This is a genomic window from Massilia agilis (genome assembly GCF_024756255.1).
GTDB classification, from domain to species: domain Bacteria; phylum Pseudomonadota; class Gammaproteobacteria; order Burkholderiales; family Burkholderiaceae_D; genus Telluria; species Telluria agilis.
This window is the reverse complement of sequence record NZ_JANUHB010000001.1, coordinates 1,080,091-1,104,558: the sequence shown is the minus strand read 5'-3', so window position 1 is coordinate 1,104,558 and position 24,468 is coordinate 1,080,091. Positions and strand designations below refer to the sequence as shown.

Below are 24,468 nucleotides of genomic sequence, written 5' to 3'. Positions count from 1 at the left end.
CGACGACGCGGCAGCGGCGGCCCTGCTGTGCGGGCCGCTTCGTATTTTTTGTCAGTTGGTCTTTTTCGGGGTGGCGTCGAACGTGCGCAGCCCGGCGCAGATCAGGTCGGACGGCACCTCCAGCGCCCAGGCCGCGGCAGCCGCTGCCAGCAGGCTTTCCGGGTACTTGGCGGTGACCGGCTTGATCTTGGCCAGCTCCAGCAGCGGCGTCTCTTGCGCGCCTTCGGCCAGCATCATGCGGCCGTCGCGCACGAACGCGATGCGCTCGCCGCTGGCGCGGTGGCGCGCCGTCACCTCGTTGTGCTCGTCGAGCGCGTAGAAGATCACGCGGCCGTCGCACAGTTCGGCCAGTTCCACCACCGCCGGGTCGGCGGCGTTGAGCACCGCGGCGCCCTCGGGCAGGATCACGTCGACCTGGCTGCGCACCACGTTGGCGAGCGCCGCCTGGTCGCTGATGTAAAGCTCGGACAGGTCTTCGCTCTGCATGTCGGTGACCACGCCCACCGTGCATCTGTCGTAGGGCAGGCCCTCGGCCAGGATGGTGGCGGCGTTCGACTCGAACACCGCGGCCTGCACGGTGCGGTTGATCAGCAGGCGCTGGCCGGCGTCGAAGCCCATGCTGTCGCCGGCGGTGACTTCGCGCTGGTCGAGGTACAGGCCTTCGCCGTTGGCCACGCCCACGTGCTTGCCGGTCAAGTGCACCAGGCAGCCGACCACGCGCGAGATCAGGCTCGTGCCCAGCGTGCCGGTCACGCCCACCACCGGGATGCGGCCGGTCTCGCCCTCGGCGAACAGGTGCGCGATGATCGCCTCGCCGACGTTGCGCGGCGTGCCGCTCGCGGGCTTGATGTGGGCCAGCAGGCCCGGGCTCGAATTGACTTCGATGATCGCGCCGCGCTGCTCTTGCAGCGGTCGCGAGATGTCTTCGCACACCATGTCGATGCCGGCGATGTCCAGGCCGACGATGCGCGCGGCCAGCGCGGCGGCGTAGGCCACCTCCGGGTGCACGATGTCGGTGACGTCGTCCGCCACGTTGCCGTTCAACTGGATCAGCACCTTCTGGCCGTCCTGCGGCACCGATTCCGGGCTCAAGCCCTGGCGCTTCAGGTCCAGCATGATCTCTTCGCTCTCGTGCGGCACCACCGGGTTGAGCGGGAATTCCTCGGTCGGTCCGCGGCGCGGGTCGGTGTTGATCTGGCTGTCGCACAGCGCGATGATGTTCGACTTGCCGTCGCCCGTGACGAACAGCGATTCGCCGCGCGCCGCCGCCACCACTTGCGAGCCAACGACCAGCAGGCGGTGCTCGTTGCCCGGAATGTAGCGTTCCACCAGCACCGAGCGGCTGTCGCCTTCTTTCGATGCGATCTCGTAGGCCGCCGCAACGTCGGCCCGGGTCATCAGGTTCAGCGACACGCCGCGCCCGTGGTTGCCGTCGATCGGCTTGACCGCGACCGGCAGGCCGATGTCCTGCGCTTCTTCCCACGCCTCGTCGGCGCTTTTCACCACCGCGCCTTCCGGCACCGGCACGCCGCACGAGGCCAAGAGGCTCTTGGTCAGGTCCTTGTCGCTGGCAATGCCCTCGGCGATGGCGCCAGTGCGGTCGGTCTCGGCGGTCCAGATGCGGCGCTGCGCCGCGCCATGGCCAAGTTGCACCAGGTTGCCATCGGTGAGGCGGATGTACGGGATCTTGCGGTCGATGGCGGCATCGACGATATGGCCGGTGGACGGGCCCAGGCAGCGGCGGTCCACCAGGTCGGTCAGGCGCTCGACGGTGCCCTTCATGTCGAACGGCTCGTCGTTGATCGCGGCCAGCAGCAGCTCGCGCCCCGCTTCCAGCGCCGCGCGGCCCACGCCTTCCTCGCGCGTGCGGAAGGCCATCTTATAAATACCGGGCTCGCCCACCGAGCGGGTCTTGCCGAACCCGGTTTTCATGCCGGCCATGTTCTGCAGCTCGAGGACGATGTGCTCGAGGATGTGGCCGGCCCAGGTGCCTTCCTGCAGCCGCTCCAGGAAGCCGCCACGCGTGCCTACGCCACAACGGTGCTCGATGAGCCCGGGCAGCCAGGTGGTCAAGCGTTCATTCAGGCCGGGGAGGGTGTTCGAAGGGAAGTCTTCCAGTTCGCCGATGTCGAGCCAGGCTTCGATGACAGGGCGGTAAGTCCAGATGTTCGGGCCGCGCAGGTGGGTCACACGGAGAATCTTGATGTCTTTCTTCTTTGTCATGTAAAAATGTCTTCGCGGGCGGCTGCGCTTCGCGCCACCCGGCTTTGCCTATGTTTGCCTGCCTGTCCGCTACCCCACCGGGTACCGACTTTCCGTTGCGTTCTTTGTTGTATATACTCGCCGGCACGAGAGCTTACCGTGCCGCACCAATTTCTGCCAGTCTCGTTCCCTCCGATAGAATACCGTAGATTGCTCCGGCGCCCGTATCGCGCATGCTGCAGACAACGTTTTTCGGATCTGCTGAGCGTGTCGCCGTTTTGGCTTTCATTCGTACAAATCTAGTGCCTGACAAACGGGCAGCATCGATAATGACAACTCAACAACTAGTTCCCTCTTCGTCACTGGCTGCAGCTGCCAGCTCCCTGCCGGATCACTGGCAGGCCGACGTCGGAAAGAGACTTGCTCCGGGGGAAAACGTTTTAAGTAGCGTTGAGGTTGACCTCGATGCCCGCCTCCATTTCACAAAAGGGCTGCTGGTCGTCACGCAGCACCGCCTGATGGCCCGTTCGCCCGGTGAAACCGAGTGGCGCGACTGGCCCTACCGCAAGGGCCTGCAGCTGCGTCACTACGACCACGCCGGCATCGGCCACCTGGAGCTGGTCGACGAAAACGCGTTGCTGGCCGCATGGCGCTTCACGCTCGGCCAGAACCTGCAGGCGATCCGCGTGGCGGACCAGTTCCGCGACCAGGCCGAGAGCGTGGTGACGGGCGTGCCGGTGCTGCCGCCAGAACAACACATCTGCCCGACCTGCAAGGCGCCGCTCGACCCGGACGAGGACGAATGCCCGATCTGCACCAAGGTGCTGCACACGCCGCCGTCCACCTGGACCCTGCTGCGGCTGTGGCGCTTCGCGCAGCCCTACCAGGGGCAGCTGGCGATCGGCTTTTTGCTGATGCTGGCCTCGACCGGCGCGCACATGATCCCGCCGTACCTGACCATGCCGCTGATGGACAAGGTGCTGATCCCGTACCAGAACGGCCAGAAGATCGACAATTCGCTGGTCTACCTGTACATGGGCGGCCTGTTCGCCTCGGCCATGCTGGCGTGGGCGCTCGGCTGGGGCAAGACCTATGTACTGGCGCTGGTCTCCGAACGCATGGGCGCGGACATGCGCACCGCCACCTACGAACACCTGCTGCGCCTGTCGCTTGAATTCTTTGGCGGGAAGCGTACCGGCGACCTGATGAGCCGCATCGGCAGCGGCTCCGACCGCATCTGCGTGTTCCTGTCGCTGCACCTGCTCGACTTCCTGTCCGACGTCCTCATGATCATCATGACGGGCGTGATCCTGTTTTCGATTAACGCGAAGCTGGCCCTGATCACGCTGGTGCCGCTGCCGTTCATCGCGTGGATGATCCACGTGGTGCGCGACAAGCTGCGCACCGGCTTCGAGAAGATCGACCGCGTGTGGGGCGAAGTGACCAACGTGCTGGCCGATACCATTCCCGGCATCCGCGTGGTGAAGGCCTTCGCGCAGGAGAAGCGCGAGGCGATGCGCTTCAAGGAAGCGAACAAGCACAACCTGGCCGTCAACGACAAGCTCAACAAGGTGTGGTCGCTGTTCTCGCCGACCGTGTCGCTGCTGACCGAACTGGGCCTGCTCATCATCTGGTGCTTCGGCATCTGGCAGGTGTCGCAAGGCGAGATCACGGTCGGTACGCTGTCGGCCTTCATTGCGTATTCCGGGCGATTCTACGTGCGCCTCGATTCCATGAGCCGCATCGTGTCGGTGACGCAGAAATCGGCGTCGGCGGCCAAGCGCATCTTCGACATCCTCGACCATGTGTCGAGCGTGCCCGACCCCGCCAACCCGGTCAAGCTGGACAAGGTGCAGGGCCATATCGAGCTGCGCGAAGTGGGCTTCCGTTACGGCACGCGCGCGGTCAACCGCGGCATCTCCCTGGACATCAAGGCCGGCGAAATGGTCGGCCTGGTCGGCCACAGCGGTTCCGGCAAATCGACGCTGGTGAACCTGATCTGCCGCTTCTATGACGTGGCCGAAGGCGCGATCCTGCTGGACGGGAAGGACATCCGCTCGTTCGCGGTGTCGGACTACCGGCGCCACATTGGCCTGGTGCTGCAGGAGCCGTTCCTGTTCTTCGGCACGATCGCCGAGAACATCGCCTACGGCAAGCCGGACGCGACCCGTGAAGAGATCATCGCCGCCGCGCGCGCCGCGCACGCGCACGAGTTCATCCTGCGCCTGCCGCAGGGGTACGACTCGATGGTGGGCGAGCGCGGGCAAGGCCTGTCCGGCGGCGAGCGCCAGCGCATTTCGATCGCGCGCGCGCTGCTCATCAACCCGCCGATCCTGATCCTGGACGAGGCCACGTCGTCGGTGGACTCGGAGACCGAAAAGGAAATCCAGAAGGCGCTCGATAACCTGGTGCAGGGCCGTACCACCATCGCGATTGCGCACCGCCTCTCGACCCTGCAGCGCGCCGACCGCCTGGTCGTGCTCGACCGCGGGCATGTGGTGGAGGAGGGCACCCACGACGAACTCATGTCCATCGAGGATGGCGCCTACCGCCGCTTGTACGAAGCGCAGGCGCGCAACGTGGACCACGATCCGGACGATGGAAAGAAGGAATAACACAGCATGAACCCATCATTCCAACTGCGCCGCGACAGTTTCGGCAAACTGGTGTTGACCACGGCGGACGGCGAAGAGATCGTTGGCGTGGCGCCGGTGCGCTCGTTCCCGATCCAGTCGCCGTCCAAGGGCATTTCGCTGGTGCGCGACGGCGGCAAGGAAGTGGCGTGGATCGACGACCTGGCCGAGATGCCGGACGATATCCGCAAGCTCGTCTCCGAGGAGCTGGAGGGGCGCGAGTTCATGCCCGAGATCCTGCGCATCAAGTCCGTGTCGAGCTTTGCCACGCCGTGCACCTGGTACGTGGCGACCGACCGCGGCGATACCGAGTTCGTGCTCAAGGCGGACGAGGATATCCGCCGCATCGGGGAAGCGTCGCTGCTGGTTGCGGACAGCCACGGCATCAATTTCCTCGTGCGCGACATGTACCGCATCGACAAGCAAAGCCGGAAGATCCTCGACCGGTTCCTTTGATTGTCTGGCCGCATTCATTCGCGTAGGGTGGGCAGGTTTCCTGCCCACGCGTTCAGCTCCCGTTTGCGGATCGAGCAATGCATCCTGTAGTTGAACGCGTGGGCAGCAAGCTGCCCACCCTACGAGCTTCAGGCACGATCCTGCAGCACCCATCCAGCGTCCGTAGGCTCTATCCGATGCGTCAGATTGAGCTGGTCGAGAAAGCGCTCGTCGTGCGAGACCACCACCAGCGCCCCCGTCCACGAGCGCAGCATGTGCTCCAGCGCCTCGGTCGCGGCAAGGTCGAGGTGGTTGGTCGGCTCGTCCAGCAGCAGCATGCGCGCGGGTGGCTGGCCGAGCATCGCCAGCAGCAGCGCGGCGCGCATCTGTTCGCCGCCACTGAGCGCATGGCAGGGCTGGCGCAAACGTTTCGCAGGAAGACCCGCCTTGGCCAGGTGCTGGCGCAGGCGTCCTTCGCCCAGCCCGCGCGCGGCCCGTTCGAATTGTTCGAGCAGCGGCGCATGCTGGTCCAGCATCCGTAGCGACTGGTCGAGCAGCGGGCAGTGTAGCGGACGGCGAATGGTCCCGGATGCCGGCGCCAGCTCGCCCGCAATCATGCGCAGCAGCGTGCTCTTGCCGCAGCCGTTCGGCCCCGTAATCGCCAGCCGCACCGGCCCGCGCGCCGACCAGGTGAGCGGCGCCTGCCATCCCCACGGCGCGCGCACCTCGTCCAGCACCAGCGTTTCCTGCCCTTGCGGGACCAGCACCTCGTCCCGCTCCGGGAACTCGGGACACTGCAAGGCCCCGGCGAGCGCGCCGAATGCGTCCGACACTTCGTCCTGCAGCTCCTGCTGGCGGCGGGCGTGGCGCATGGCGCGTGCGCCGTTGGTCTGCTCGGCCCGGTCTTCGCGCAGGCCGAGCAGCAGCTTGGCCTGGTTGGCAGTTTTGGCGTCGCGCGCGCCGCGTGCGTTGCGCCGTGCCGCCCGCTCGGCCTGTTCGCGCAGCGCGTGCTGCTCGCGCGAGCGCTCCGTTTTGGCCCGCTCCAGCCGCGCGTTCGCGGCCTCCAGCTCGGCCCCGCGCTGGGCCTGGACCACCGACCATCCGCCGCCGTAGCGCTTCAGTAGCGGCGGGCGCGTTTCGATGGTGCGGTCCACGTTGGCGAGCAAGGCGCGGTCGTGCGTGATGAGCAGCAGGCCGCGCCCGCTGTCGCGCCAGCGTCCGATTTCGCCAGCCAGCCAGGCACGGTGCGCGCTGTCGAGGTGGTTGCTCGGCTCGTCCAGCAGCAGGAGTTCCGCTTCGCTGCAAAAGGCCCCCGCGAGACACAGCAACATCCGCTGCCCGCCGCTGAGTGAAGCAGGCGACATCGATTCGTCCAGCTGGGCACGTTCGAGCAGCGCATCCCAGCGCGCCTCGATGTCCCAGCGTTCGCCGATGGTGTCAAAGTCATCGGGCAGCGCTTCGCCCTGCGCCAGCCGCCGCAGCGCTGCCAGCGGCGCGTGCAGTCCAGCCAGTTCGGCAAGGCTGGCCGCGTCAGCGGCTCCGCTTTCCTGCGACACGCGCACCACGGGACGCGCGCGTTCGATGCGTCCTCGCGTGGGCGCGAGCTCGCCGCTCACCAGTTTGCCGAACGTGGATTTGCCGCTGCCGTTATGCCCGATCACGCCGACCGTTTCAGCGCCGATGGCCTCATTGAGATCCGCGAACAGCTGCGTGCCGTCGGGAAGAAGATAGTCGACCCCGTGCAGGGCCGCGAGTAAAGGATTCGCCATGTGATTCCTGTGGATGCGTTGAAACGCCTGCCATCGGTGGACGGCGAGGGCGGTCGGGACGCTGCATCAGCTTGCAGCGGGCATCACAGGCGCATGGGTGGAATCCTCCATTGAAGAATATGGCCGAGATTCTACACGGCGGCACCAACATAGGAAGCCCCATTGAAAGCAAATTTCACCTGACAAGCGTTGGTGAAATTTAATTTCAGAAAGATAAAACGAACTATCGCGCGCGCCACATTTAACGATTGAGTTACACTTGGGATATTTTTTCCATAATAAAGACCAGGGAATGGCTGAAGAGACAATCAACAACGAGAAGTTCCGGCGGATACTGACCCGGAACCTCGCCCTGCCGTTGGGGATGAGTGTGCTGAGCGCCGCGGTCTTTGTCGCGATCATCGCGTATTTGCTCAGCACCTTGAGCGGCGTGGAGCGTTCCGAGCGCGTGATCGGCAAGGCGCAGCAGGTCAGCAAGCTGTCGGCGGACATGGAGACTGGCTTGCGCGGTTACCTGTTGTCCGGCGAGCAGAGCTTCCTGGAGCCCTACCTTGCTGCCGGCTCGCGCTTGCAGCCCGAAACGCAGGCGCTGCAGGAGCTGGTGGGCGACCACGTCGGGCAGGGCGAGCGCGTGCGCCGCATCAAGGCCGCGCAAGCGGAATGGCAAAAGTACGCCACCGAGATGATCACCCGCCGGCGCGTGGGCCTGGACTACATCGACGAGGTCAAGAGCGGCCGCGGCAAGGTCTTCACGGACGAGATACGCACCACCTTCAACGACCTGCTCGACAACGAGCAGCGCATGCTCCAGGAGCGCAACGACTCGGCGCGCACCGTCACCACGTTGTCGGTGTTCGCCTTCCTCATCTTTACGCTGCTGGCCGGCGGCCTGCTCGCGCTGTTTGGCCGGCGCGAGTTGACCGCGCTGTCCACTTCGTACGACGATGTGCTGCGCCACGAGGCCGAGCACAACGCCGAGCTGCGCCACATGGCCTGGCTGCGCAGCGGCCAGATCGAGCTGGCGCGCCACAGCGCCGGCATCCATTCTCTTGAACCGCTGGGGCAGGCGGTGCTCGACTACCTCGTGCCCTACGTGGACGGCGTGGTCGCGGCGATGTACTTCCGTAACGACGAAGGCGTCCTGCGCCGCATCGCCGCGTTCGGCTTTGCGCACGACACCGCCGAGCATGCGGCCGTCATCCAGCCGGGCGAATCGCTGGCCAGCCAGGCCGCCAACGAGAACCGCGTCATGGTGCTCAAGGACCTGCCACCGGATTACATCAAGGTGGGATCGAGCCTGGGCGAGACGCCGCCGCGCGAACTGTTGATCGTGCCGTTCTCGAATTACGGCAAGGTCAAGGGCGTGATCGAGATCGGGTTCCTCCACCCGATGGTCGGGCGCGACCTGGAGTTCGTGAAGACCGTGAGCGACGCGATCGGCGCCGCGGTGGCTGCGGTCATGTACCGCCAGCGCATGCAGGAAGCGCTGGCCGAGACGCAGGCGCTGAACGAAGAGCTGCAAGTGCAGCAGGAAGAGCTGCGCACCGCGAACGAAGAGCTGGAAGAGCAGTCGCGCGCGCTGGAAGAGTCGCAGACCAGCCTGGAGAACCAGCGGGCCGAGCTTGAACAGACCAACGACCAGCTGGTGGAACAGGCCGCGAACCTGGACATGAAGAACGCGCAGCTGACCGAGGCGCAGGACCAGCTGCGCCAGCGCGCGCTGGACCTGGAGCGCGCCAGCCGCTACAAGTCCGAGTTCCTGGCCAATATGTCGCACGAGCTGCGCACGCCGCTCAACAGCTCGCTGATCCTGGCCAAGCTCCTGGCCGATAACGCGGCCGGCAACCTGAACGAAGAGCAGGTGCGGTTTGCGAACACCATCTACTCGGCCGGGAACGACTTGCTCAACCTGATCAACGACATCCTCGACATCTCCAAGGTCGAAGCGGGCAAGCTGGAGCTCGCGCCCGAGGATGTGTCGCTGCGCCGCACCGTCGAGGGATTGGCGCGCACCTTCGAGCCGCTGGCGCGCCAGAAGCAGCTCGCCTTCTCGGTCAACGTCGAGCACGACGTGCCGGCCATGATCCACACCGACCGCCAGCGCCTGGAGCAGGTGCTGAAGAACCTGCTGTCGAACGCGGTCAAGTTCACCGAACGCGGGAGCGTAGCGCTGGCGGTGTCGTCCACCGAATCCGGCTGGGTACAGTTTGCCGTGCGCGATTCGGGCATCGGCATCGCGCCGGAGCAGCAGGAGCGCATCTTCGAAGCCTTCCACCAGGCCGACGGCACCACCAGCCGGCGCTTTGGCGGTACCGGACTTGGCCTGTCGATCTCGCGCGACCTGACCACGCTCCTGGGTGGCACGCTCACCGTCACCAGCACGCCGGGGCAGGGCAGCACCTTCATCCTGAGCCTGCCGCGAAGCGGCGCGGTCGCCGCAACCCCGCCGGCGCCGGTCGCAACGCCCGCGCCCACCGTGGCCACGCCCGCGCCGCAGGAACCGCGCGAGGAGCGAGCGCAACTGCCGTTCACGGACGATCGCGAGCGCCCCGCTGGCGGCATGCGCACCGTGCTGGTGATCGAGGACGATGCCGGTTTCGCGCGCATTTTGTTCGACCTGGCGCACGACCTGGACTTCCGCTGCGTGGTCGCGCTCACCGCCGGCGAAGGACTGGAACTGGCCACCTCCGACAAGCCCGACGCGATCCTGCTCGACATGCGCCTGCCGGACCGCTCGGGCCTGTCGCTGCTGCAGGCGCTGAAAGAAAACCCTGCCACCCGCCATATCCCGGTGCACGTGGTGTCGAGCCTGGAAAACGGCGGCGAGGCGCTGCACCTGGGCGCGATCGGCTACGCGCTCAAGCCGACCACCCGCGAGCAGCTGGAGGAGGTGTTCCGCAAGCTGCAGCAAAAGTCGGCGCAGCAGATCAAGCGTGTGCTGCTGGTCGAGGACGACGAACGCCAGCGCGAGAGCGTGGTGCAGCTGATCGCCGACGCCGACGTGAAGATCGACGCGGTGGGTACCGGCGCCGAAGCGCTGGACCTGCTGAGAAGCGAAATCTTCGACTGCATGATCATCGACCTGAAGCTGCCGGACATGCAGGGCAAGGACCTGCTGGAGCGCATGTCGCACGAGGAGATGTGCTCCTTCCCGCCGGTGATCGTGTACACCGGCCGCAACCTGACGCGCGACGAAGAAGCCGAGCTGCTCAAGTACTCGCGCTCGATCATCATCAAGGGCGCCCGTTCGCCCGAGCGCCTGCTCGACGAGGTGACGCTATTCCTGCACAAGGTCGAGTCGCAGCTCTCGTCCGAACGCCAGCACATGCTGAAAGCCGTACGTGGCCGCGACCGCGTGTTCGAAGGGCGCACCATCCTGCTGGTCGATGACGACGTGCGCAACGTGTTCGCCCTCACCAGCGCGCTGGAGCAGCGCGGCGCGCACGTCGAGGTGGCGCGCAACGGCCTGGAAGCGCTCAAGAAGCTGGACGAGGCGCCCGAAGTGGACCTGGTGCTGATGGACGTGATGATGCCCGGGATGGACGGCCTGGAAGCGACCCGCCGCATCCGCCAGGACAAACGCTTCGAGCGCCTGCCGATCATCGCCGTGACCGCCAAGGCGATGAAGGACGACCAGGAACAGTGCCTGGCCGCCGGCGCCAACGACTACCTGGCCAAGCCGATCGACCTGACGCGCCTGTACTCGCTGCTGCGGGTATGGATGCCCAGCCTGGAGCGCATTTGAAGCAGCCGAACGACATCGACATCGAGATCCGGATGCTGGTGGAAGCCGTGTACCTCAAGTACAACTACGATTTCCGCGACTACACCGGGGCCTCGCAGAAGCGCCGCGTGCTGGTCGCGATGCGCGAGATGGGCTGCGCCACGGTGTCGGCGCTGCAGGCGCGCGTGATGCACGAGCCGGACGCGTTCGCGCAGTTGCTGCAGTTCCTGACCATCCCGGTCACCGAGATGTTCCGCGACCCCGAGTACTTCCTGGCGCTGCGCACGCAGGTGGTGCCGTTCCTGCGCACCTACCCGTCGCTCAAGGTCTGGGTCGCCGGCTGCAGCACCGGCGAGGAAGTCTATTCGCTGGCGATTTTGCTGCACGAGGAAGGGCTGCTCGAGCGCGCGCTGATTTACGCGACCGACATCAACCCCGAGTCGCTGGAGGCGGCGCGGCGCGGCGTGTTCCCGCTCGACCGCATGCGGCTCTATACCGAGAACTACCAGAAGGCGGGCGGCACGCGCGCCTTCTCCGACTACTACACGGCCGCGTATGGCGGCGCGCGCTTTGACCGCGCGCTCATCGAGAACGTGACTTTCGCGGACCACAGCCTGGCCACCGACAGCGTATTCTCCGAGACGCAACTGATCAGCTGCCGCAACGTGATGATCTACTTTAACCGGCGCCTGCAGGACCGCGTGCTGGGACTGTTCCACGAATCGCTGTGCCATCGCTGCTTCCTGGGCCTTGGCAGCAAGGAGAGCATCGAGTTCTCGCGCTACGCCAGCCAGTTCGAAGTGATGGCCAAGCGCGAGCGGATATTCCGGAAGGCGGGCGCATGAGCACGGCGCAAGACATCGAACGCGCGCTCGCGGACCGCGCCATCGAGGCGGTGGTGATCGGCGCTTCGGCCGGCGGCATCGACGCGCTGCTCACGCTGCTGCCGGCGCTGCCCGCCGATCTGCGCCTGGCGGTGGTCTGCATCCTGCACATGCCGCCCGACCGCGAGAGCCGGCTGGCCGAGCTGTTCGACGAGCGCCTGCCGCAGCCGGTGCGCGAGGCCGCCGACAAGGAATCGATTCGCCCCGGCACGATCTACTTCGCACCGCCGGGCTACCACCTGCTGGTCGAACAGGACCGCAGCTTTTCGCTCAGTTGCGAGCCGCCCGTGCACTTTGCGCGGCCCGCGATCGATGTGCTGATGGAGTCCGCCGCCGACGCCTACGGGCCGGCGCTGGCCGGCATCCTGCTGACCGGCGCCAACCAGGATGGCGCCGACGGCATGGCACACATTCGCGCCTGCGGCGGCCTGGCCATCGTGCAGGACCCGGACGAGGCCCAGGTGCCCGCCACGCCCATGCACGCCATTCGTCGCTGCGCGCCGCACCTGGTGCTGCCGCTTGCGCGCATCGCCGCGCTATTGCCCATGTTGGAGGGACCATGAGCCAAGAACCCAGCAACCTGCTCATCGTTGACGACCTGCCGGAGAACCTGCAGGCGCTCGACGCGTTGATCCGCGACGACCGGCGAGTCGTCTATCGCGCGCAATCCGGCGAAGAGGCGCTGGCGCTGCTGCTCGACCACGAGTTCGCGCTCGCGATCCTGGACGTGCAGATGCCGGGCATGGACGGCTTCGAGCTGGCCGAGCTGATGCGCGGGACGGAGCGCACGCGCCACATCCCGATCGTGTTCGTGAGCGCGGCGGGCAAGGAGCTCAACTACGCCTTCAAGGGCTACGAGACCGGCGCGGTGGATTTCCTGTACAAGCCGCTCGACCCGGATGCGGTGCGCAGCAAGGTCAGCGTGTTCGTCGCGCTCGACCAGCAGCGGCGCGAGACCCAGCGCCAGGTGGCGGCGCTCGAACGCAGCCGGCGCGAGCAGGAAGTGCTGCTCAAGGAGCTGCACGCCACGCAGCAAGAGCTGCAGCGCTCGCTGCGCATGCGCGACGAGTTCATGTCGCTGGTGGCGCACGAACTGCGCACCCCGCTCAACACGCTGTTCCTGGAAACGCAGATGCGCAGCCTGCAGGTCAGGAAGGGCAACCTGGCCGCGTTCGACGCCGAAAAACTGTCCGCGATGGTGACCCGTGACGAGCGCCAGATCAAGGCGATGATCCGGCTGATCGACGACATGCTGGACGTCTCGCGCATCCGCAGCGGCACCTTGTCGATCCGGCCGGCGCAGGTGGAGTTGATGGCGCTGCTCGAACGGGTGGTCAGCGACCTGTCGCTGCAGGCCGCCGCTGCCGGTTGCACGGTGGCGCTCACGCCGCACGCGCCAGTGGCCGGCTGCTGGGACGAGTTCCGGATCGAGCAGGTGATCGTGAACCTGCTGACCAACGCGCTGCGCTACGGCGGCAGCCGGCCGGTCGAGGTGAGCGTGCAGGACGGGCCGGGCCAAGTGCGCATCGACGTGCGCGACCAAGGCCGCGGCATCGCGCCAGAGGACGTGCAGCGCATCTTCGAGCCCTACGAGCGCGGCGCGCGCAACGGCGAGCCGAAGGGCCTGGGGCTGGGCCTGTACATTTCGCGCCAGCTGGCGCAATCGCACGGGGGCGAACTGTCGGTGCAGAGCAAGCCGGGCGAGGGCTCGGTATTCAGCCTGACGCTGCCGTGTCAGGAGGCGCCCGCCGCCAGCGTGCAGGCAGCTGCCTGAGGTGGTGGCCAGCCTGAACCCGTCGTCCCCGCGAAGGCGGGGACCCATAGACCGCGGCCGGAGTCGCCGCCGCGGGAAGTACCAGCTCAGCATGGGTCCCCGCCTCCGCGGGGACGACGGTCTCAAGGGCCGCGTGTCTGCATCATAGTCAAAATCAATCGACAGCATCTGTTCAATTCATTTTACAGATTCGCAGTGGCCGATTACACTACATCCCGTCTAGTCTTTTAACCCCCAAACAGGAGATGTCATGTCCCTTATCAACACCCAGATCAAACCGTTCAAAGCAACCGCATACCAAAATGGCAAGTTCATCGACCTGACCGAAGAGAACTTCAAAGGTACCTGGTCGGTGATCATGTTCTACCCGGCCGACTTCACCTTCGTTTGCCCGACGGAACTGGAAGACCTGGCAAACCTGCAGCCGGAATTCGCCAAGCTGGGCGTGAACGTGTACGGCGCATCGACCGACACCCACTTCGCGCACAAGGCATGGCATGACACCTCGGAAGCGATCAAGAAGGTCAACTACCCGCTGATCGGCGACCCGACCGGCGCCCTGGCACGCAATTTCGAAGTGATGATCGAGGAAGAAGGCCTGGCCCTGCGCGGCACCTTCGTGATCAATCCGGAAGGCCAGATCAAAGTCATGGAAGTGCACGACAACGGCATCGGCCGCGACGCGTCGGAACTGCTGCGCAAGGTCAAGGCAGCCCAGTACGTCGCCAACCACCCGGGCGAAGTGTGCCCGGCCAAGTGGACCGAAGGCGCCGCAACCCTGAAGCCGTCGCTGGACCTGGTCGGCAAGATCTAAGTCGTATTCCTGGTTGCCGGCACCGTCCGGCAACAACTCCGCGGGACGCGGCCGCGTCCCGTAGGGTGGGCACCTGTGCCCACGCGCAACACGCGGCAACGGGCCCCCCGGCCCCGGCCGGACCACGCAACAAACATCCCCAGTAACTTCGCAACAACAAAGGAATCCCATCATGCTGGACGCAAGCCTCAAAGAGCAACTGCAGGCCTACCTGCAACGTGTGGTGACGCCGATTGAGCTCGTTGCCTCGCTTGATGACTCGCCTACCTCGGGCGAAATGAAAGAACTGCTGCACGACATCGCAGCCCTGAGCGACAAGATCACGGTCGTCGAGAAGCGCGACGACGACGAGCGCAAGCCGTCGTTCGCCATCAACCGCGTCGGTTCGGACGTGGGCGTGCGCTTTGCCGGCTTGCCGATGGGGCACGAGTTCACCTCGCTGGTGCTGGCCCTGCTGCAGGTGGGCGGCCACCCGATCAAGCTGGACGAGGCGGTGATCGAGCAGATCAGGAACCTGGACGGCGACTTCGAGTTCGAGGTCTTCATCTCGCTGTCGTGCCACAACTGCCCGGAAGTGGTGCAGTCACTCAACTCGATGTCGATCATCAACCCGCGCATCAAGGTCACCTCCATCGATGGCGGCGTGTTCAAGGACGAAGCGGAGGCGCGCCAGATCATGGCCGTGCCGATGATGTTCCTGAACGGAGAATATTTTGGCCAGGGCCGCGCGAGCGTGGAAGAAATCCTGGCCAAGCTGGACACCGCCGGCGGCGCCCGCAAGGCGGCCGAGCTGTCCAAGCAGAAACCATTCGACGTGCTGATCGTCGGCGGCGGCCCGGCGGGCGCGGCGGCGGCAATCTACGCGGCGCGCAAGGGCATTCGCACCGGCGTGCTGGCGGACCGCTTTGGCGGCCAGGTGCTCGACACGCTGGCGATCGAGAACTTCGTGTCGATGAAGGAAACCGACGGCCCGCGCTTTGCGATTGCCCTGGAAGAACACGTCAAGCACTATGAAGTCGAGATCATGAACACCCAGCGCGCCAGCAAGCTGGTGCCGGGCAAGATGATCGAGGTGCAGACCGAAAGCGGCGCGGTGCTGAGCGCCAAATCCGTGATCCTGGCCACCGGCGCGCGCTGGCGCGAGATCAATGTGCCGGGTGAAAAGGAATACCGCAACCACGGCGTGGCCTACTGCCCGCACTGCGACGGCCCGCTGTTCAAGGGCAAGCGCGTGGCGGTGATCGGCGGCGGCAATTCGGGCGTGGAAGCGGCAATCGACCTGGCCGGCATCGTGGCGCACGTCACGCTGGTCGAGTTCGGCGGCGAGCTGCGCGCGGACGCGGTCTTGCAGAAGAAGCTCAGGAGCCTGCCGAACGTGGACATCGTCACGTCCGGCCAGACCACCGAGATCCACGGCGACGGCAAGAAGGTGAACGCGCTGACCTACACTGACCGCACCACGGGCCAGTCGCACAAGCTGGAGCTGGAAGGCGTGTTCGTACAGATCGGCCTGGTGCCGAATACCGAGTGGCTCAAGGGCACGCTGGACCTGTCGCGCCACGGCGAGATCGAGGTGAATGCGCGCGGCGAGACGTCGTTGCCGGGTGTATTCGCGGCGGGTGACGTGACCACGGTGCCGTTCAAGCAAATCGTGATCGCAGTGGGCGAGGGGGCAAAGGCGGCGCTGTCGGCGTTCGACTACCTGGTGCGCTCGTCGGTGGATGAGGTGGTTGAAAAAGCCGCAGCGTAAAGTGACGATGAAGGGGATGTGCCGCCAGTAGCGCTTGCGCGCACCTCCATCATCGGCACGTCATCCCGGCGCAGGCCGGGATCCATGGACCGCTTGCTCAAATCGCGCAGGCAGCGTGCCAGCAAACTCAGCATGCGTCCCGGCCTTCGCCGGGACGACGAGTTCGCGCGAGCGCTGGATTCACCTCCACCATCAGCACGTCGTCCCCGCGAAGGCCGGGATCCATGGACCGCTGGCACTAATCGCACAGGCAGCGTGTCGGCACACTCAGCATGGGTCCCGGCCTTCGCCGGGACGACGAGTTCGCGCGAGCGCTGGATTCACCTCCACCATCAGCACGTCATCCCGGCGCAGGCCGGGATCCATAGACCGCTGGCACTAATCGCACAGGCAGCGTGTCGGCACACTCAGCATGGGTCCCGGCCTTCGCCGGGACGACGAGTTCGCGCGAGCGCTGGATTCACCTCCACCATCAGCACGTCGTCCCCGCGAAGGCGGGGACCCATGGACAGTGTCAGGAACCGCATCAGCTGCGTTCCTGCAAACTCAGCATGGGTCCCCGCCTGCGCGGGGACGACGGAGCGTCGTTTGTTGGCAAGGCGCAAGCGCTTGCGCCCCTCAATGCACCAGCAACACCGCCGACGCATCCCCCAGCGCGCCGCTCTCGCACAGCAGCCAGGTGGCGGCGCTGGCCAGCGCCAATTGGACCGCGGTCCACGCCATGGGAATCATGCGGGTCATGATATGCTCCGGTTCTATCGCTTAGAGACGATTGCATCTTAGCCCCGCCGGCAGCGGGCAAGTATCAGCGGCAATTCCGTAGCCCTGTAGGAAAAAACCTTGTCACCCTGTATGACGCGCCCAGGGTGCCGAAAAGTGGCCTTCCTACGATAGCTGTAGGCTGCGTCCTATACCGCTGGCTTCGCTGGCCGCTTAGAGTTGGCCCATGACCCGTCACGACCCCAAACTCATGCATCGCGGCCTGCTCGCGATTCGCCGCAACACCATTCGCAAGCTGCTCCATTCCGTCTTCGGCATCGAGCACCTGCGCGACGGCCAGCAACGCGTCATCGACAGCGTGCTGGACGGCAAGGACACGCTCGCGATCATGCCCACCGGCAGCGGCAAATCCCTGTGCTACCAGATCCCCGCCCGCATCCTGGAAGGGATGACCATCGTCGTCTCGCCGCTCATCTCGCTGATGAAGGACCAGCTGGAAAAGCTGCAGGAGCTGGGCGTGCGCGCCGTGCAGGTCAACAGCAGCCTGTCGGCCGAAGAGGAGCGGGAAGCGCTGGCGGCCGTGGAGAACGGCGAGTGCGAGATCGTGTTCTGCACCCCCGAGCGGCTGGCGCAGGCCGATTTCGTCGAGGTGCTGCGCAAGGTGAAGATCGACATTGTGGTGGTGGACGAGGCGCACTGCATCTCGCAGTGGGGCCACGACTTCCGCCCCGCCTATATTGAAATGGCCGCGTCGATCGAAGCTCTGGGCCGCCCGCCGGTGCTGGCGCTCACCGCCACCGCCACCGAGGACGTGATCGAGGACATCGGCAAGCAGCTCAACCGCCCGCGCCTGCACGTCATCAACACCGGCATCTACCGCGCCAACCTGCAGTACCGCGTGCTGCAGGTGACGAACGCGGACGAGAAGTACGCCGAGGCGCTCAGGCTGGTGCGGGAAACCGAGGGCGTGGGCATCGTGTATGCCGCCACCGTCAAGGCGGCCGAGGAGATGCACCGCATCCTGGAAGAAGCCGGCGAGTCGGTCACGATCTACCACGGCCAGCTGCGCGCGGCCGAGCGCAAGGCCAACCAGGACCTGTTCATGAATGACGAGCGGCGCGTGATGGTGGCCACCAATGCGTTCGGCATGGGTATCGACAAGCCGGACACACGCTTTGTGATCCACCTGCAGATCCCGGCCAACCTGGAAGCCTACTACCAGGAGTCTGGCCGCGCGGGCCGCGACGGCAAGGACGCCGGGTGCACGCTGCTGTTCCTGCAGGACGACAAGCGCGTGCAGCAGTTCTTCCTGGTGAAGCACTACCCGACCGCCAACGACCTGCGCGCCGTGTACGACGCGGTGCGCGACGCGGCCGAGGCCGGGCCGGTGACGATCGAGCGTCTGGAGGGCGCGGTGAGCGAGCACGAGGCCAAGCTCAAGGTGTGCCTCAAGCTGCTCAAGGACGGCAAGCTGCTGCGCCAGAACCGGAAGCTCGAATACGTGCTTACGGCGGCCGAGCCGAAGGCCGCGACCTTCGACGGCCTGGCCGAGGTGTACGTGCAGAAGCAGGAACGCGACCGCGAAGCGCTCGAGCAGATGGTGGGTTATGCGGTGAGCGGCTTTTGCCGCTGGAAGCTGCTGCTCGATTACTTCTGCGACGAGATTCCGGGGTTCGACAAGTGCGGGCGCTGCGACAACTGTCTGAACCCGCCGGCCCTCGCGCTCACCGAAGAGATCGAGATCCGTGACGACGAGTTCGGCCAGCAGCCGGACGAGCATGCGCCGCCGCCCCCGGCGTTCGAGGTGGGCGCGCGCGTCAAGGTGCCCAAGTACGACGAGGGCGTGGTGGTCGCGGTCGCGGGCGACCAGGTGACCATCGAATTCCCGGACGAGGAAAAGCGCACCTTCGTGGCCGATTTCGTGGAGCCTGCCTGACCGGAAAGGAGCGCGATGGGGGACATGGTCGTCGTACGCAAGGAGGGCCTGTACTGTGTGCCCGGAGACTTCTACATCGACCCCTGGCGGCCGGTGGAGCGGGCGGTCATCACCCATGCGCACGGCGACCACGCGCGCTACGGCAGCGCGCACTACCTCACCGCCGCGCCGGGCGTGGGCGTGCTGCGTACCCGGCTGTCGGAAGATGCCTCGATCGAAGGACTCGCGTACGGCGAGAAGATCAGGCACAAGGACGTCACCCTGTCGCTGCACCCGGCCGGGCATGTGCTCGGATCGAGCCAGGTGCGCATGGAGTGCGGCGGCGAGGTGTGGGTGGCGTCGGGCGACTACAAGGTCGAGGCGGATAAGACCTGCGCGCCGTTCGAGCCGGTGCGCTGCCACACCTTCATCACCGAGTCCACCTTCGGGCTGCCGATCTACCGCTGGGAGCCGGAGCAGGACATTTTCTACGACATCAACCGCTGGTGGCGCAAGAACGCCGACGAAGGGCGCTGCAGCGTCATCTTTGCGTACGCGTTCGGCAAGGCGCAGCGCATCCTTTCCGGCCTTGACCCGGCCACCGGGCCGATCGTCTGCCACGGCGCGGTCGAACCGCTGAACCGGGCCTACCGCGCGGCCGGCGTGCCGCTGCCGCCCACCTGCATGGTGACGGACCTCGAGAAGGCAGCCTTGCGGCGCGCGCTGGTGATCGCGCCGCCGTCGGCCGCCGGTTCGCCCTGGATGAAGCGCTTCGGCGACTACAGCGATGCTTTTGCGAGCGGCTGGATGCTGCTGCGCGGGGCGCGCCGGCGGCGCAGCGTGGACCGCGGCTTCGTACTGTCCGACCACGCCGACTGGCCCGGTTTGATGACGGCTATCCGCGCCACCGAGGCACAGCGCGTGATCGTCACGCACGGCTCGATTCCGGTGATGGTGCGCTGGCTGTGCCAGCAGGGCCTTGCCGCGGCCGGCTTCGAAACCGAGTACGGCGATGAGGACGAAGCCGTGACCGCGGCGCCGCAGGCCGGGGAGGCCGCCGATGCGTGAGTTCGCGCGACTGTACGCCGAGCTGGACGAGACCACCGCCACCAACCGCAAGCTGGAGGCGCTGCAGAACTACTTTTCGCGCGCGGCGCCCGAGAACGCGGCATGGGCGGTGTACTTCCTCGCCGGCGGCAAGCCGCGCCAGGCGGTGCCGAGCAAGCTGTTGTGGCAGTATGCAATCGAGTATTCGGGCCTGGACGAGTGGCTGTTCGACGAGTGCTACCAGGCGGTTGGCGACATGGCCGAAACCATCGCCCATATCCTGCCGCCGCCGGAGCGGCGCAGCGACATCGGGCTGGCCGAGTGGATGGAACAGCGCATCGGGCCGTTGCGCGGGGCCGATCCGGGCACGATACGCGAGGCGCTGTTCGGCTACTGGAATGAACTGGACTGGCGCGAGCGCTTCCTGCTCATCAAGCTGATCGGCGGCGGCTTTCGCGTGGGCGTGTCGCGCCTGCTGGTCACGCGCGCGCTGGCCAACATCGCGGCGGTGGACAGCAAGCTGATCGCCCAGCGCCTGATGGGCTGGACCGACGGCACGGTGCGCCCGACCGCTGCAGGCTTCCTGCAGTTGATCTCGCCGCAATCGGAGGAGGAACACAAGCTGCGCGGCGGCCAGCCGTATCCGTTCTTCCTTGCGCACCAGCTGCAGGGCGAGCCGGCCGCGCTGGGCGAGGTGGACGACTGGCTGGTCGAATGGAAGTACGACGGCATCCGCGCCCAGCTGGTGCGGCGCGGCGGCCAGAATTACCTGTGGTCGCGCGGCGAGGACCTGATCACCGAACGGTTTCCCGAGCTGGCCGCGATCCGCCTGCCCGAGGGCACGGTGATCGACGGCGAGGTGCTGGTCTGGAACCATGCGCAGGACGTCCCCGCGCCGTTCGCCGAGCTGCAGCGGCGCATCGGCCGCAAGAACCTGTCGGCCAAGCTGCTGGCCGAGCTGCCGGCGGTGCTGGTCTCGTACGACTTGCTGGAACTGGATGGCGTGGATGTGCGCGCGCTGCCGCAGCACGAGCGGCGCGCGCTGCTGGAGACGCAGGTGGAGCAGGCCGCCCAGCCGGCGCTGAAGATTTCGCCGCTGGTGCACGCGCCGGGCTGGGACGCACTGGCCGAGCTGCGAGCCGGCTCGCGCGAGCGCTGTGTGGAGGGCATGATGCTCAAGGCGCGCGACGCGCGGTATGGCGTGGGCCGCACCAAGGACGTGGGCACCTGGTGGAAGTGGAAGATCGACCCGTATTCGGTGGATGCGGTGCTGGTGTACGCGCAGCCCGGCCACGGGCGCCGCGCATCGCTCTACACCGACTACACCTTCGCGGTCTGGGACGACAGCGAGGGCGAGCGCCGGCTGGTGCCGTTCGCGAAAGCGTATTCGGGTCTGACCGACGCCGAGATCGCGCAGGTGGACGCGGCGATCCGCAAGACCACGGTCGAGAAGTTCGGGCCGGTGCGCTCCGTGCGCCCGACGATGGTGTTCGAGATCGGCTTCGAGGGCATCCAGCAATCGTCGCGCCACAAGGCAGGGATCGCGGTGCGCTTTCCGCGCATCCTGCGCCGCCGCGACGACAAGCCGGTCGAGGATGCGGACACGCTGGCCACGCTCAGGGGCCTGCTCGCCGCCGCTGCGCCATGAGCAGGACAGCCGCGGAAAGGAAGGTGGATGCGTGGTTCGCCGCGCGTAGCTGGAGCGTGTTCCCGTTCCAGCGCGCGGTGTGGCACGCCGCGCTGGCCGGGCAGTCCGGACTACTGCACGCGAACACGGGCGCGGGCAAGACCTACGCCGTGTGGTTTGCGGCGCTGATGCGCGGACTGGAACGCAAGGGCGGCGGCTTGCGCGTGCTGTGGCTCACGCCGATGCGCGCGCTGGCGGCCGACACCCAGCGCGCGCTGGAGCAGTCGGCGGCGGAGCTCGCGCCCGGCTGGACCATCGGCGCGCGCACCGGCGACACGGGAGCGAGCGAACGCGCGCGCCAGTCGCGCGCGCTGCCGTCGTGCCTGATCACCACGCCCGAGAGCCTGTCGCTCCTGCTCAGCCACCCGAACGCGGTGGAGCAGTTCAAGCACCTGGACACGGTGATCGTCGACGAGTGGCACGAGCTCATGGGCAGCAAGCGCGGCGTGCAGGTGCAGCTGGCGCTGGCGCGCTTGCGCCGCTGGCGAGCGGAGCTGCTGGTGTGGGGGCTGTCGGCCACGATGGGCAACCTGGCGCTGGCGCGCGACGTGCTGCTGGGCGAGGGCAATGGCGTGCTGGTCGAGGGCGACCAGCGCAAGCAGATCGTGGTGGACACCCTGATTCCCGAGAACGTGGCGCGCTTCCCGTGGGGCGGGCACCTGGGCATCCAGATGCTGCCGGCGGTGCTCGACGAAATCGACAAGCATGCGGCCACGCTGGTGTTCACCAACACGCGCTCGCAGGCCGAGCTGTGGTACCAGAACATCATCGAGGCGCGGCCCGACTGGGCTGGCCTGGTGGCGCTGCACCACGGTTCGCTCGACCGCGAAGTGCGCGACTGGGTCGAGCTGGGGCTGAAGAACGGTAGCCTGAAGGCCGTGATCTGCACCGCCAGCCTGGACCTGGGCGTGGACTTTTTGCCGGTCGAGCGCGTGCTGCAGGTGGGCAGTGCCAAGGGCGTCGCGCGCTTGCTGCAGCGGGCCGGGCGCAGCGGGCACGCGCCGGGGCGCGTCTCGCGCGTGACGCTGGTGCCCACCAACAGCCTGGAACTGCTGGAGGCCGCCGGCGCGCGCCGTGCGGTGACGGCACGCCGCATCGAGGCGCGGCAGGTACCCAACAAGCCGTTCGACGTGCTGGTGCAGCACCTGGTGACGGTGGCGCTGGGCGGGGGCTTTCGCTCCGATGAACTGCTGGCCGAGGTGCGCGGCGCATGGTCGTACCGCGCGCTCACGCAGCAAGAGTGGCAGTGGGCGCTGGACTTTGTCGCACGCGGCGGCCAGAGCCTGACGGTGTACCCGGAGTACCGGCGCGTGCTGCCGGACGAGCAGGGCGTGTACCGCGTGCCCGATCCCGCCATCGGCCGCCGCCACCGGATGGGCATCGGCACCATCGTCTCGGACGCGTCGATCCAGGTGAAGTACATGAGCGGCGGGCGCATCGGCAGCGTGGAGGAGTCGTTCGTCGCGCGCCTGAAGCCCGGCGACCACTTCCTGTTCGGCGGGCGCATCCTCGAATTCGTGCGGGTCCACGAGATGACGGCCTTCGTCAAGCGCGCCACCGGCCGCCACGGCGCGGTCACGCGCTGGATGGGCGCCAAGATGTCGCTCTCTTCCGAGCTGGCCCATGCGGCGCTGGAAGAGCTGCGCTTTGCATCGCAGGGCGTGTTCGAAGGGCCGGAGATGCAGGCACTGCGGCCACTGCTCGAGATCCAGCAGCGCTGGTCCGCACTGCCCGACAGCGATACGCTGGTGGTCGAGAGCATGAAGAGCCGCGAGGGCTGGCACCTGTTCGTGTACCCGTTTGCCGGCCGCGCGGTGCACATGGGGCTGGCCTCGCTGGTCGCGTACCGCGTCGGGCGCATTGCCCCGATCACGTTCTCGATCGCGATCAACGATTACGGCTTCGAGCTGCTCGCGCCCGAGCCGGTGGACTGGGCGCGGCTGTTCGCCGGCGCGACTGGCGCGACCGTCGGCCTGTTCGACACCGCGACGCTGCTGGAGGACGTGCTGGGCAGCCTGAACGCGACCCAGCTGTCGCAGCAGCGCTTTCGCGAGGTGGCGCGCATCGCGGGACTGGTGTTCCAGGGCTATCCGGGCCAGCCGAAATCGACGCGGCAGCTGCAGGCCTCGTCGTCGCTGTTCTTCGAAGTCTTTCGCAAGCACGACGCGGCCAACCTGCTGCTCACGCAAGCGCAGCGCGAAGTGCTGGAGCAGGAGCTGGAACTGACGCGCCTGCGCGACACGCTGGCCGAACTGCACGCGCGGCGCGTGGCGTTTCGCGAAGTGCGGCGCGCCACGCCGTTTGCGTTCCCGCTCATGGTCGAGCGCTTTCGCGAAAAGGTCACCACCGAGAAGCTGTCCGATCGCGTGGCGCGCATGGTGCGTGAACTGGAAAAGGCGGCAGCGGCATGAATGACCTGGCGGTGGGACTGGCGGGCGAACGCGTGCTGCTGCTGGCGGAGAAGGCGCTGGTGTGGCCGGCGCAGCGCATGCTGGTGGTGGCCGATATCCACTTCGGCAAGGCCGCTGCCTTCCGCTCGCTCGGTGTGCCGGTGCCGCGCGGCACGACCACCGAGAACCTGCTGGCGCTCGATGCGCTGGTCGAACGCTACGGCGTGCGGCACATCGTCTTCCTCGGCGATTTTTTGCACGCGCGGGCGGCACATGCGCGCGCCACGCAGGCCGCGCTGCTGGCATGGCGGCGCCGCCATCCCGACCTGGCGCTCACGCTGGTGCGCGGCAATCACGACCGCCATGCGGGCGACCCGGCGCGCGAACTGGGCATCGGCTTGGTGGATGAGCCGCACAACCTGGGCCCGTTTTCGTTCTGCCACCATCCCGACCTGGCCGCGCCGGGCTATGTGCTGGCAGGACACGTGCATCCGGTCTTCGTGCTTGCCACGCGCTTTGACGCGCTGCGGCTGCCCTGTTTCGTCGTTGGCACCTCGCGCATGATCCTGCCGTCATTTGGCGCGTTCACTGGCGGCCATGTCGTCACACCCGGGGCCGGGGACCAGATCTATGTGAGCTCTGGCGAGGCGATCCATAGCGTTCGATAGCGCACCGACCCCTGGTAGTGACAGGGGGTACTTTCCTCTTACACAGCGAGGAGGAC

At 66.7% G+C, this 24,468-nt stretch carries 16 protein-coding genes; 13 read left to right on the top strand and 3 right to left on the bottom strand.

From position 1 onward, the window contains the following. Nucleotides 1-51: 51 nt before the first annotated feature. The gene (locus tag NX774_RS04980) at nucleotides 52-2,223 is read right to left on the bottom strand and encodes a cyanophycin synthetase (RefSeq protein WP_258821047.1); all 2,172 of its coding nucleotides are present in this window, start codon (nucleotides 2,221-2,223) and stop codon (nucleotides 52-54) included. A 308-nt stretch (nucleotides 2,224-2,531) separates the two neighbouring features. On the opposite strand from NX774_RS04980, the gene NX774_RS04975 reads away from it, so the two are divergent. Then, nucleotides 2,532-4,817 carry a cyanophycin metabolism-associated ABC transporter gene (locus tag NX774_RS04975; RefSeq protein ID WP_258821046.1) on the top strand — a complete coding sequence of 762 codons (2,286 nt, stop codon included), beginning with the start codon at nucleotides 2,532-2,534 and terminating at the stop codon, nucleotides 4,815-4,817. Nucleotides 4,818-4,823: 6 nt separating this feature from the next. Further along, nucleotides 4,824-5,291, top strand: a complete 468-nt coding sequence (locus NX774_RS04970; RefSeq protein ID WP_258821045.1) for a cyanophycin metabolism-associated DUF1854 family protein — start codon at nucleotides 4,824-4,826, stop codon at nucleotides 5,289-5,291. A gap of 128 nt (nucleotides 5,292-5,419) precedes the next feature. On the opposite strand, the gene NX774_RS04965 is transcribed toward NX774_RS04970, so the two are convergent. Continuing rightward, nucleotides 5,420-7,039, bottom strand: coding sequence for an ATP-binding cassette domain-containing protein (locus NX774_RS04965; RefSeq protein WP_258821044.1), 1,620 nt, complete (start codon nucleotides 7,037-7,039; stop codon nucleotides 5,420-5,422). A 292-nt stretch (nucleotides 7,040-7,331) separates the two neighbouring features. On the opposite strand from NX774_RS04965, the gene NX774_RS04960 reads away from it, so the two are divergent. The 6 genes from NX774_RS04960 (at nucleotide 7,332) to ahpF (ending at nucleotide 15,985) form a co-directional block, all read left to right on the top strand. Beyond that, nucleotides 7,332-10,784 (top strand): response regulator, encoded by a 3,453-nt coding sequence (locus NX774_RS04960; protein ID WP_258821043.1) that lies wholly within the window; start codon nucleotides 7,332-7,334, stop codon nucleotides 10,782-10,784. Next, nucleotides 10,757-11,608 carry a CheR family methyltransferase gene (locus NX774_RS04955; protein WP_258821042.1) on the top strand — a complete coding sequence of 284 codons (852 nt, stop codon included), beginning with the start codon at nucleotides 10,757-10,759 and terminating at the stop codon, nucleotides 11,606-11,608. Before NX774_RS04960 ends, NX774_RS04955 begins: the two co-directional genes overlap by 28 nt. After that, entirely contained in the window at nucleotides 11,605-12,210 is a 606-nt protein-coding gene (locus tag NX774_RS04950) for a chemotaxis protein CheB (RefSeq protein ID WP_258821041.1), read from the top strand. Before NX774_RS04955 ends, NX774_RS04950 begins: the two co-directional genes overlap by 4 nt. Further along, nucleotides 12,207-13,421 carry a hybrid sensor histidine kinase/response regulator gene (locus tag NX774_RS04945; protein ID WP_258821040.1) on the top strand — a complete coding sequence of 405 codons (1,215 nt, stop codon included), beginning with the start codon at nucleotides 12,207-12,209 and terminating at the stop codon, nucleotides 13,419-13,421. Before NX774_RS04950 ends, NX774_RS04945 begins: the two co-directional genes overlap by 4 nt. A 250-nt stretch (nucleotides 13,422-13,671) precedes the next feature. Beyond that, complete coding sequence (gene ahpC / locus NX774_RS04940; RefSeq protein WP_258821039.1) at nucleotides 13,672-14,235, top strand: alkyl hydroperoxide reductase subunit C; 564 nt, start codon at nucleotides 13,672-13,674, stop codon at nucleotides 14,233-14,235. A gap of 172 nt (nucleotides 14,236-14,407) precedes the next feature. Continuing rightward, nucleotides 14,408-15,985, top strand: coding sequence for an alkyl hydroperoxide reductase subunit F (gene ahpF, locus NX774_RS04935; RefSeq protein ID WP_258821038.1), 1,578 nt, complete (start codon nucleotides 14,408-14,410; stop codon nucleotides 15,983-15,985). Nucleotides 15,986-16,603: 618 nt separating this feature from the next. Here the strand turns inward: ahpF and NX774_RS04930 are convergent. Then, nucleotides 16,604-16,726: a hypothetical protein gene (locus NX774_RS04930; protein WP_258821037.1), complete on the bottom strand. Its 123-nt coding sequence runs from the start codon at nucleotides 16,724-16,726 to the stop codon at nucleotides 16,604-16,606. Nucleotides 16,727-16,931: 205 nt separating this feature from the next. On the opposite strand from NX774_RS04930, the gene NX774_RS04925 reads away from it, so the two are divergent. The 5 genes from NX774_RS04925 to pdeM are packed head-to-tail and all read left to right on the top strand — an operon-like array spanning nucleotide 16,932 to nucleotide 24,412. Beyond that, nucleotides 16,932-18,641, top strand: a complete 1,710-nt coding sequence (locus tag NX774_RS04925; RefSeq protein ID WP_258821036.1) for a RecQ family ATP-dependent DNA helicase — start codon at nucleotides 16,932-16,934, stop codon at nucleotides 18,639-18,641. A gap of 15 nt (nucleotides 18,642-18,656) precedes the next feature. Continuing rightward, nucleotides 18,657-19,688, top strand: a complete 1,032-nt coding sequence (locus tag NX774_RS04920) for a ligase-associated DNA damage response exonuclease (RefSeq protein WP_258821035.1) — start codon at nucleotides 18,657-18,659, stop codon at nucleotides 19,686-19,688. Further along, a complete protein-coding gene (locus tag NX774_RS04915) occupies nucleotides 19,681-21,315 on the top strand; it encodes an ATP-dependent DNA ligase (RefSeq protein WP_258821034.1) in 1,635 nt (544 codons plus the stop codon). The genes NX774_RS04920 and NX774_RS04915 overlap by 8 nt, the downstream gene beginning before the upstream one ends. Further along, nucleotides 21,312-23,765, top strand: a complete 2,454-nt coding sequence (locus NX774_RS04910; protein WP_258821033.1) for a ligase-associated DNA damage response DEXH box helicase — start codon at nucleotides 21,312-21,314, stop codon at nucleotides 23,763-23,765. The genes NX774_RS04915 and NX774_RS04910 overlap by 4 nt, the downstream gene beginning before the upstream one ends. Beyond that, nucleotides 23,762-24,412, top strand: a complete 651-nt coding sequence (gene pdeM / locus NX774_RS04905) for a ligase-associated DNA damage response endonuclease PdeM (protein ID WP_258821032.1) — start codon at nucleotides 23,762-23,764, stop codon at nucleotides 24,410-24,412. The genes NX774_RS04910 and pdeM overlap by 4 nt, the downstream gene beginning before the upstream one ends. Nucleotides 24,413-24,468: the final 56 nt, after the last annotated feature.

Coding starts and splice junctions, on each gene's coding strand:
- NX774_RS04965 (WP_258821044.1), bottom strand. CDS start 7,039: ATGGCGAATCCTTTACTCGCGGCCCTGCACGGGGTCGACTATCTTCTT.
- NX774_RS04925 (WP_258821036.1), top strand. CDS start 16,932: ATGACCCGTCACGACCCCAAACTCATGCATCGCGGCCTGCTCGCGATT.
- NX774_RS04975 (WP_258821046.1), top strand. CDS start 2,532: ATGACAACTCAACAACTAGTTCCCTCTTCGTCACTGGCTGCAGCTGCC.
- NX774_RS04950 (WP_258821041.1), top strand. CDS start 11,605: ATGAGCACGGCGCAAGACATCGAACGCGCGCTCGCGGACCGCGCCATC.
- NX774_RS04945 (WP_258821040.1), top strand. CDS start 12,207: ATGAGCCAAGAACCCAGCAACCTGCTCATCGTTGACGACCTGCCGGAG.
- pdeM (WP_258821032.1), top strand. CDS start 23,762: ATGAATGACCTGGCGGTGGGACTGGCGGGCGAACGCGTGCTGCTGCTG.
- NX774_RS04915 (WP_258821034.1), top strand. CDS start 19,681: ATGCGTGAGTTCGCGCGACTGTACGCCGAGCTGGACGAGACCACCGCC.
- ahpF (WP_258821038.1), top strand. CDS start 14,408: ATGCTGGACGCAAGCCTCAAAGAGCAACTGCAGGCCTACCTGCAACGT.
- NX774_RS04910 (WP_258821033.1), top strand. CDS start 21,312: ATGAGCAGGACAGCCGCGGAAAGGAAGGTGGATGCGTGGTTCGCCGCG.
- ahpC (WP_258821039.1), top strand. CDS start 13,672: ATGTCCCTTATCAACACCCAGATCAAACCGTTCAAAGCAACCGCATAC.
- NX774_RS04970 (WP_258821045.1), top strand. CDS start 4,824: ATGAACCCATCATTCCAACTGCGCCGCGACAGTTTCGGCAAACTGGTG.
- NX774_RS04920 (WP_258821035.1), top strand. CDS start 18,657: ATGGGGGACATGGTCGTCGTACGCAAGGAGGGCCTGTACTGTGTGCCC.
- NX774_RS04980 (WP_258821047.1), bottom strand. CDS start 2,223: ATGACAAAGAAGAAAGACATCAAGATTCTCCGTGTGACCCACCTGCGC.
- NX774_RS04955 (WP_258821042.1), top strand. CDS start 10,757: ATGGATGCCCAGCCTGGAGCGCATTTGAAGCAGCCGAACGACATCGAC.
- NX774_RS04960 (WP_258821043.1), top strand. CDS start 7,332: ATGGCTGAAGAGACAATCAACAACGAGAAGTTCCGGCGGATACTGACC.
- NX774_RS04930 (WP_258821037.1), bottom strand. CDS start 16,726: ATGACCCGCATGATTCCCATGGCGTGGACCGCGGTCCAATTGGCGCTG.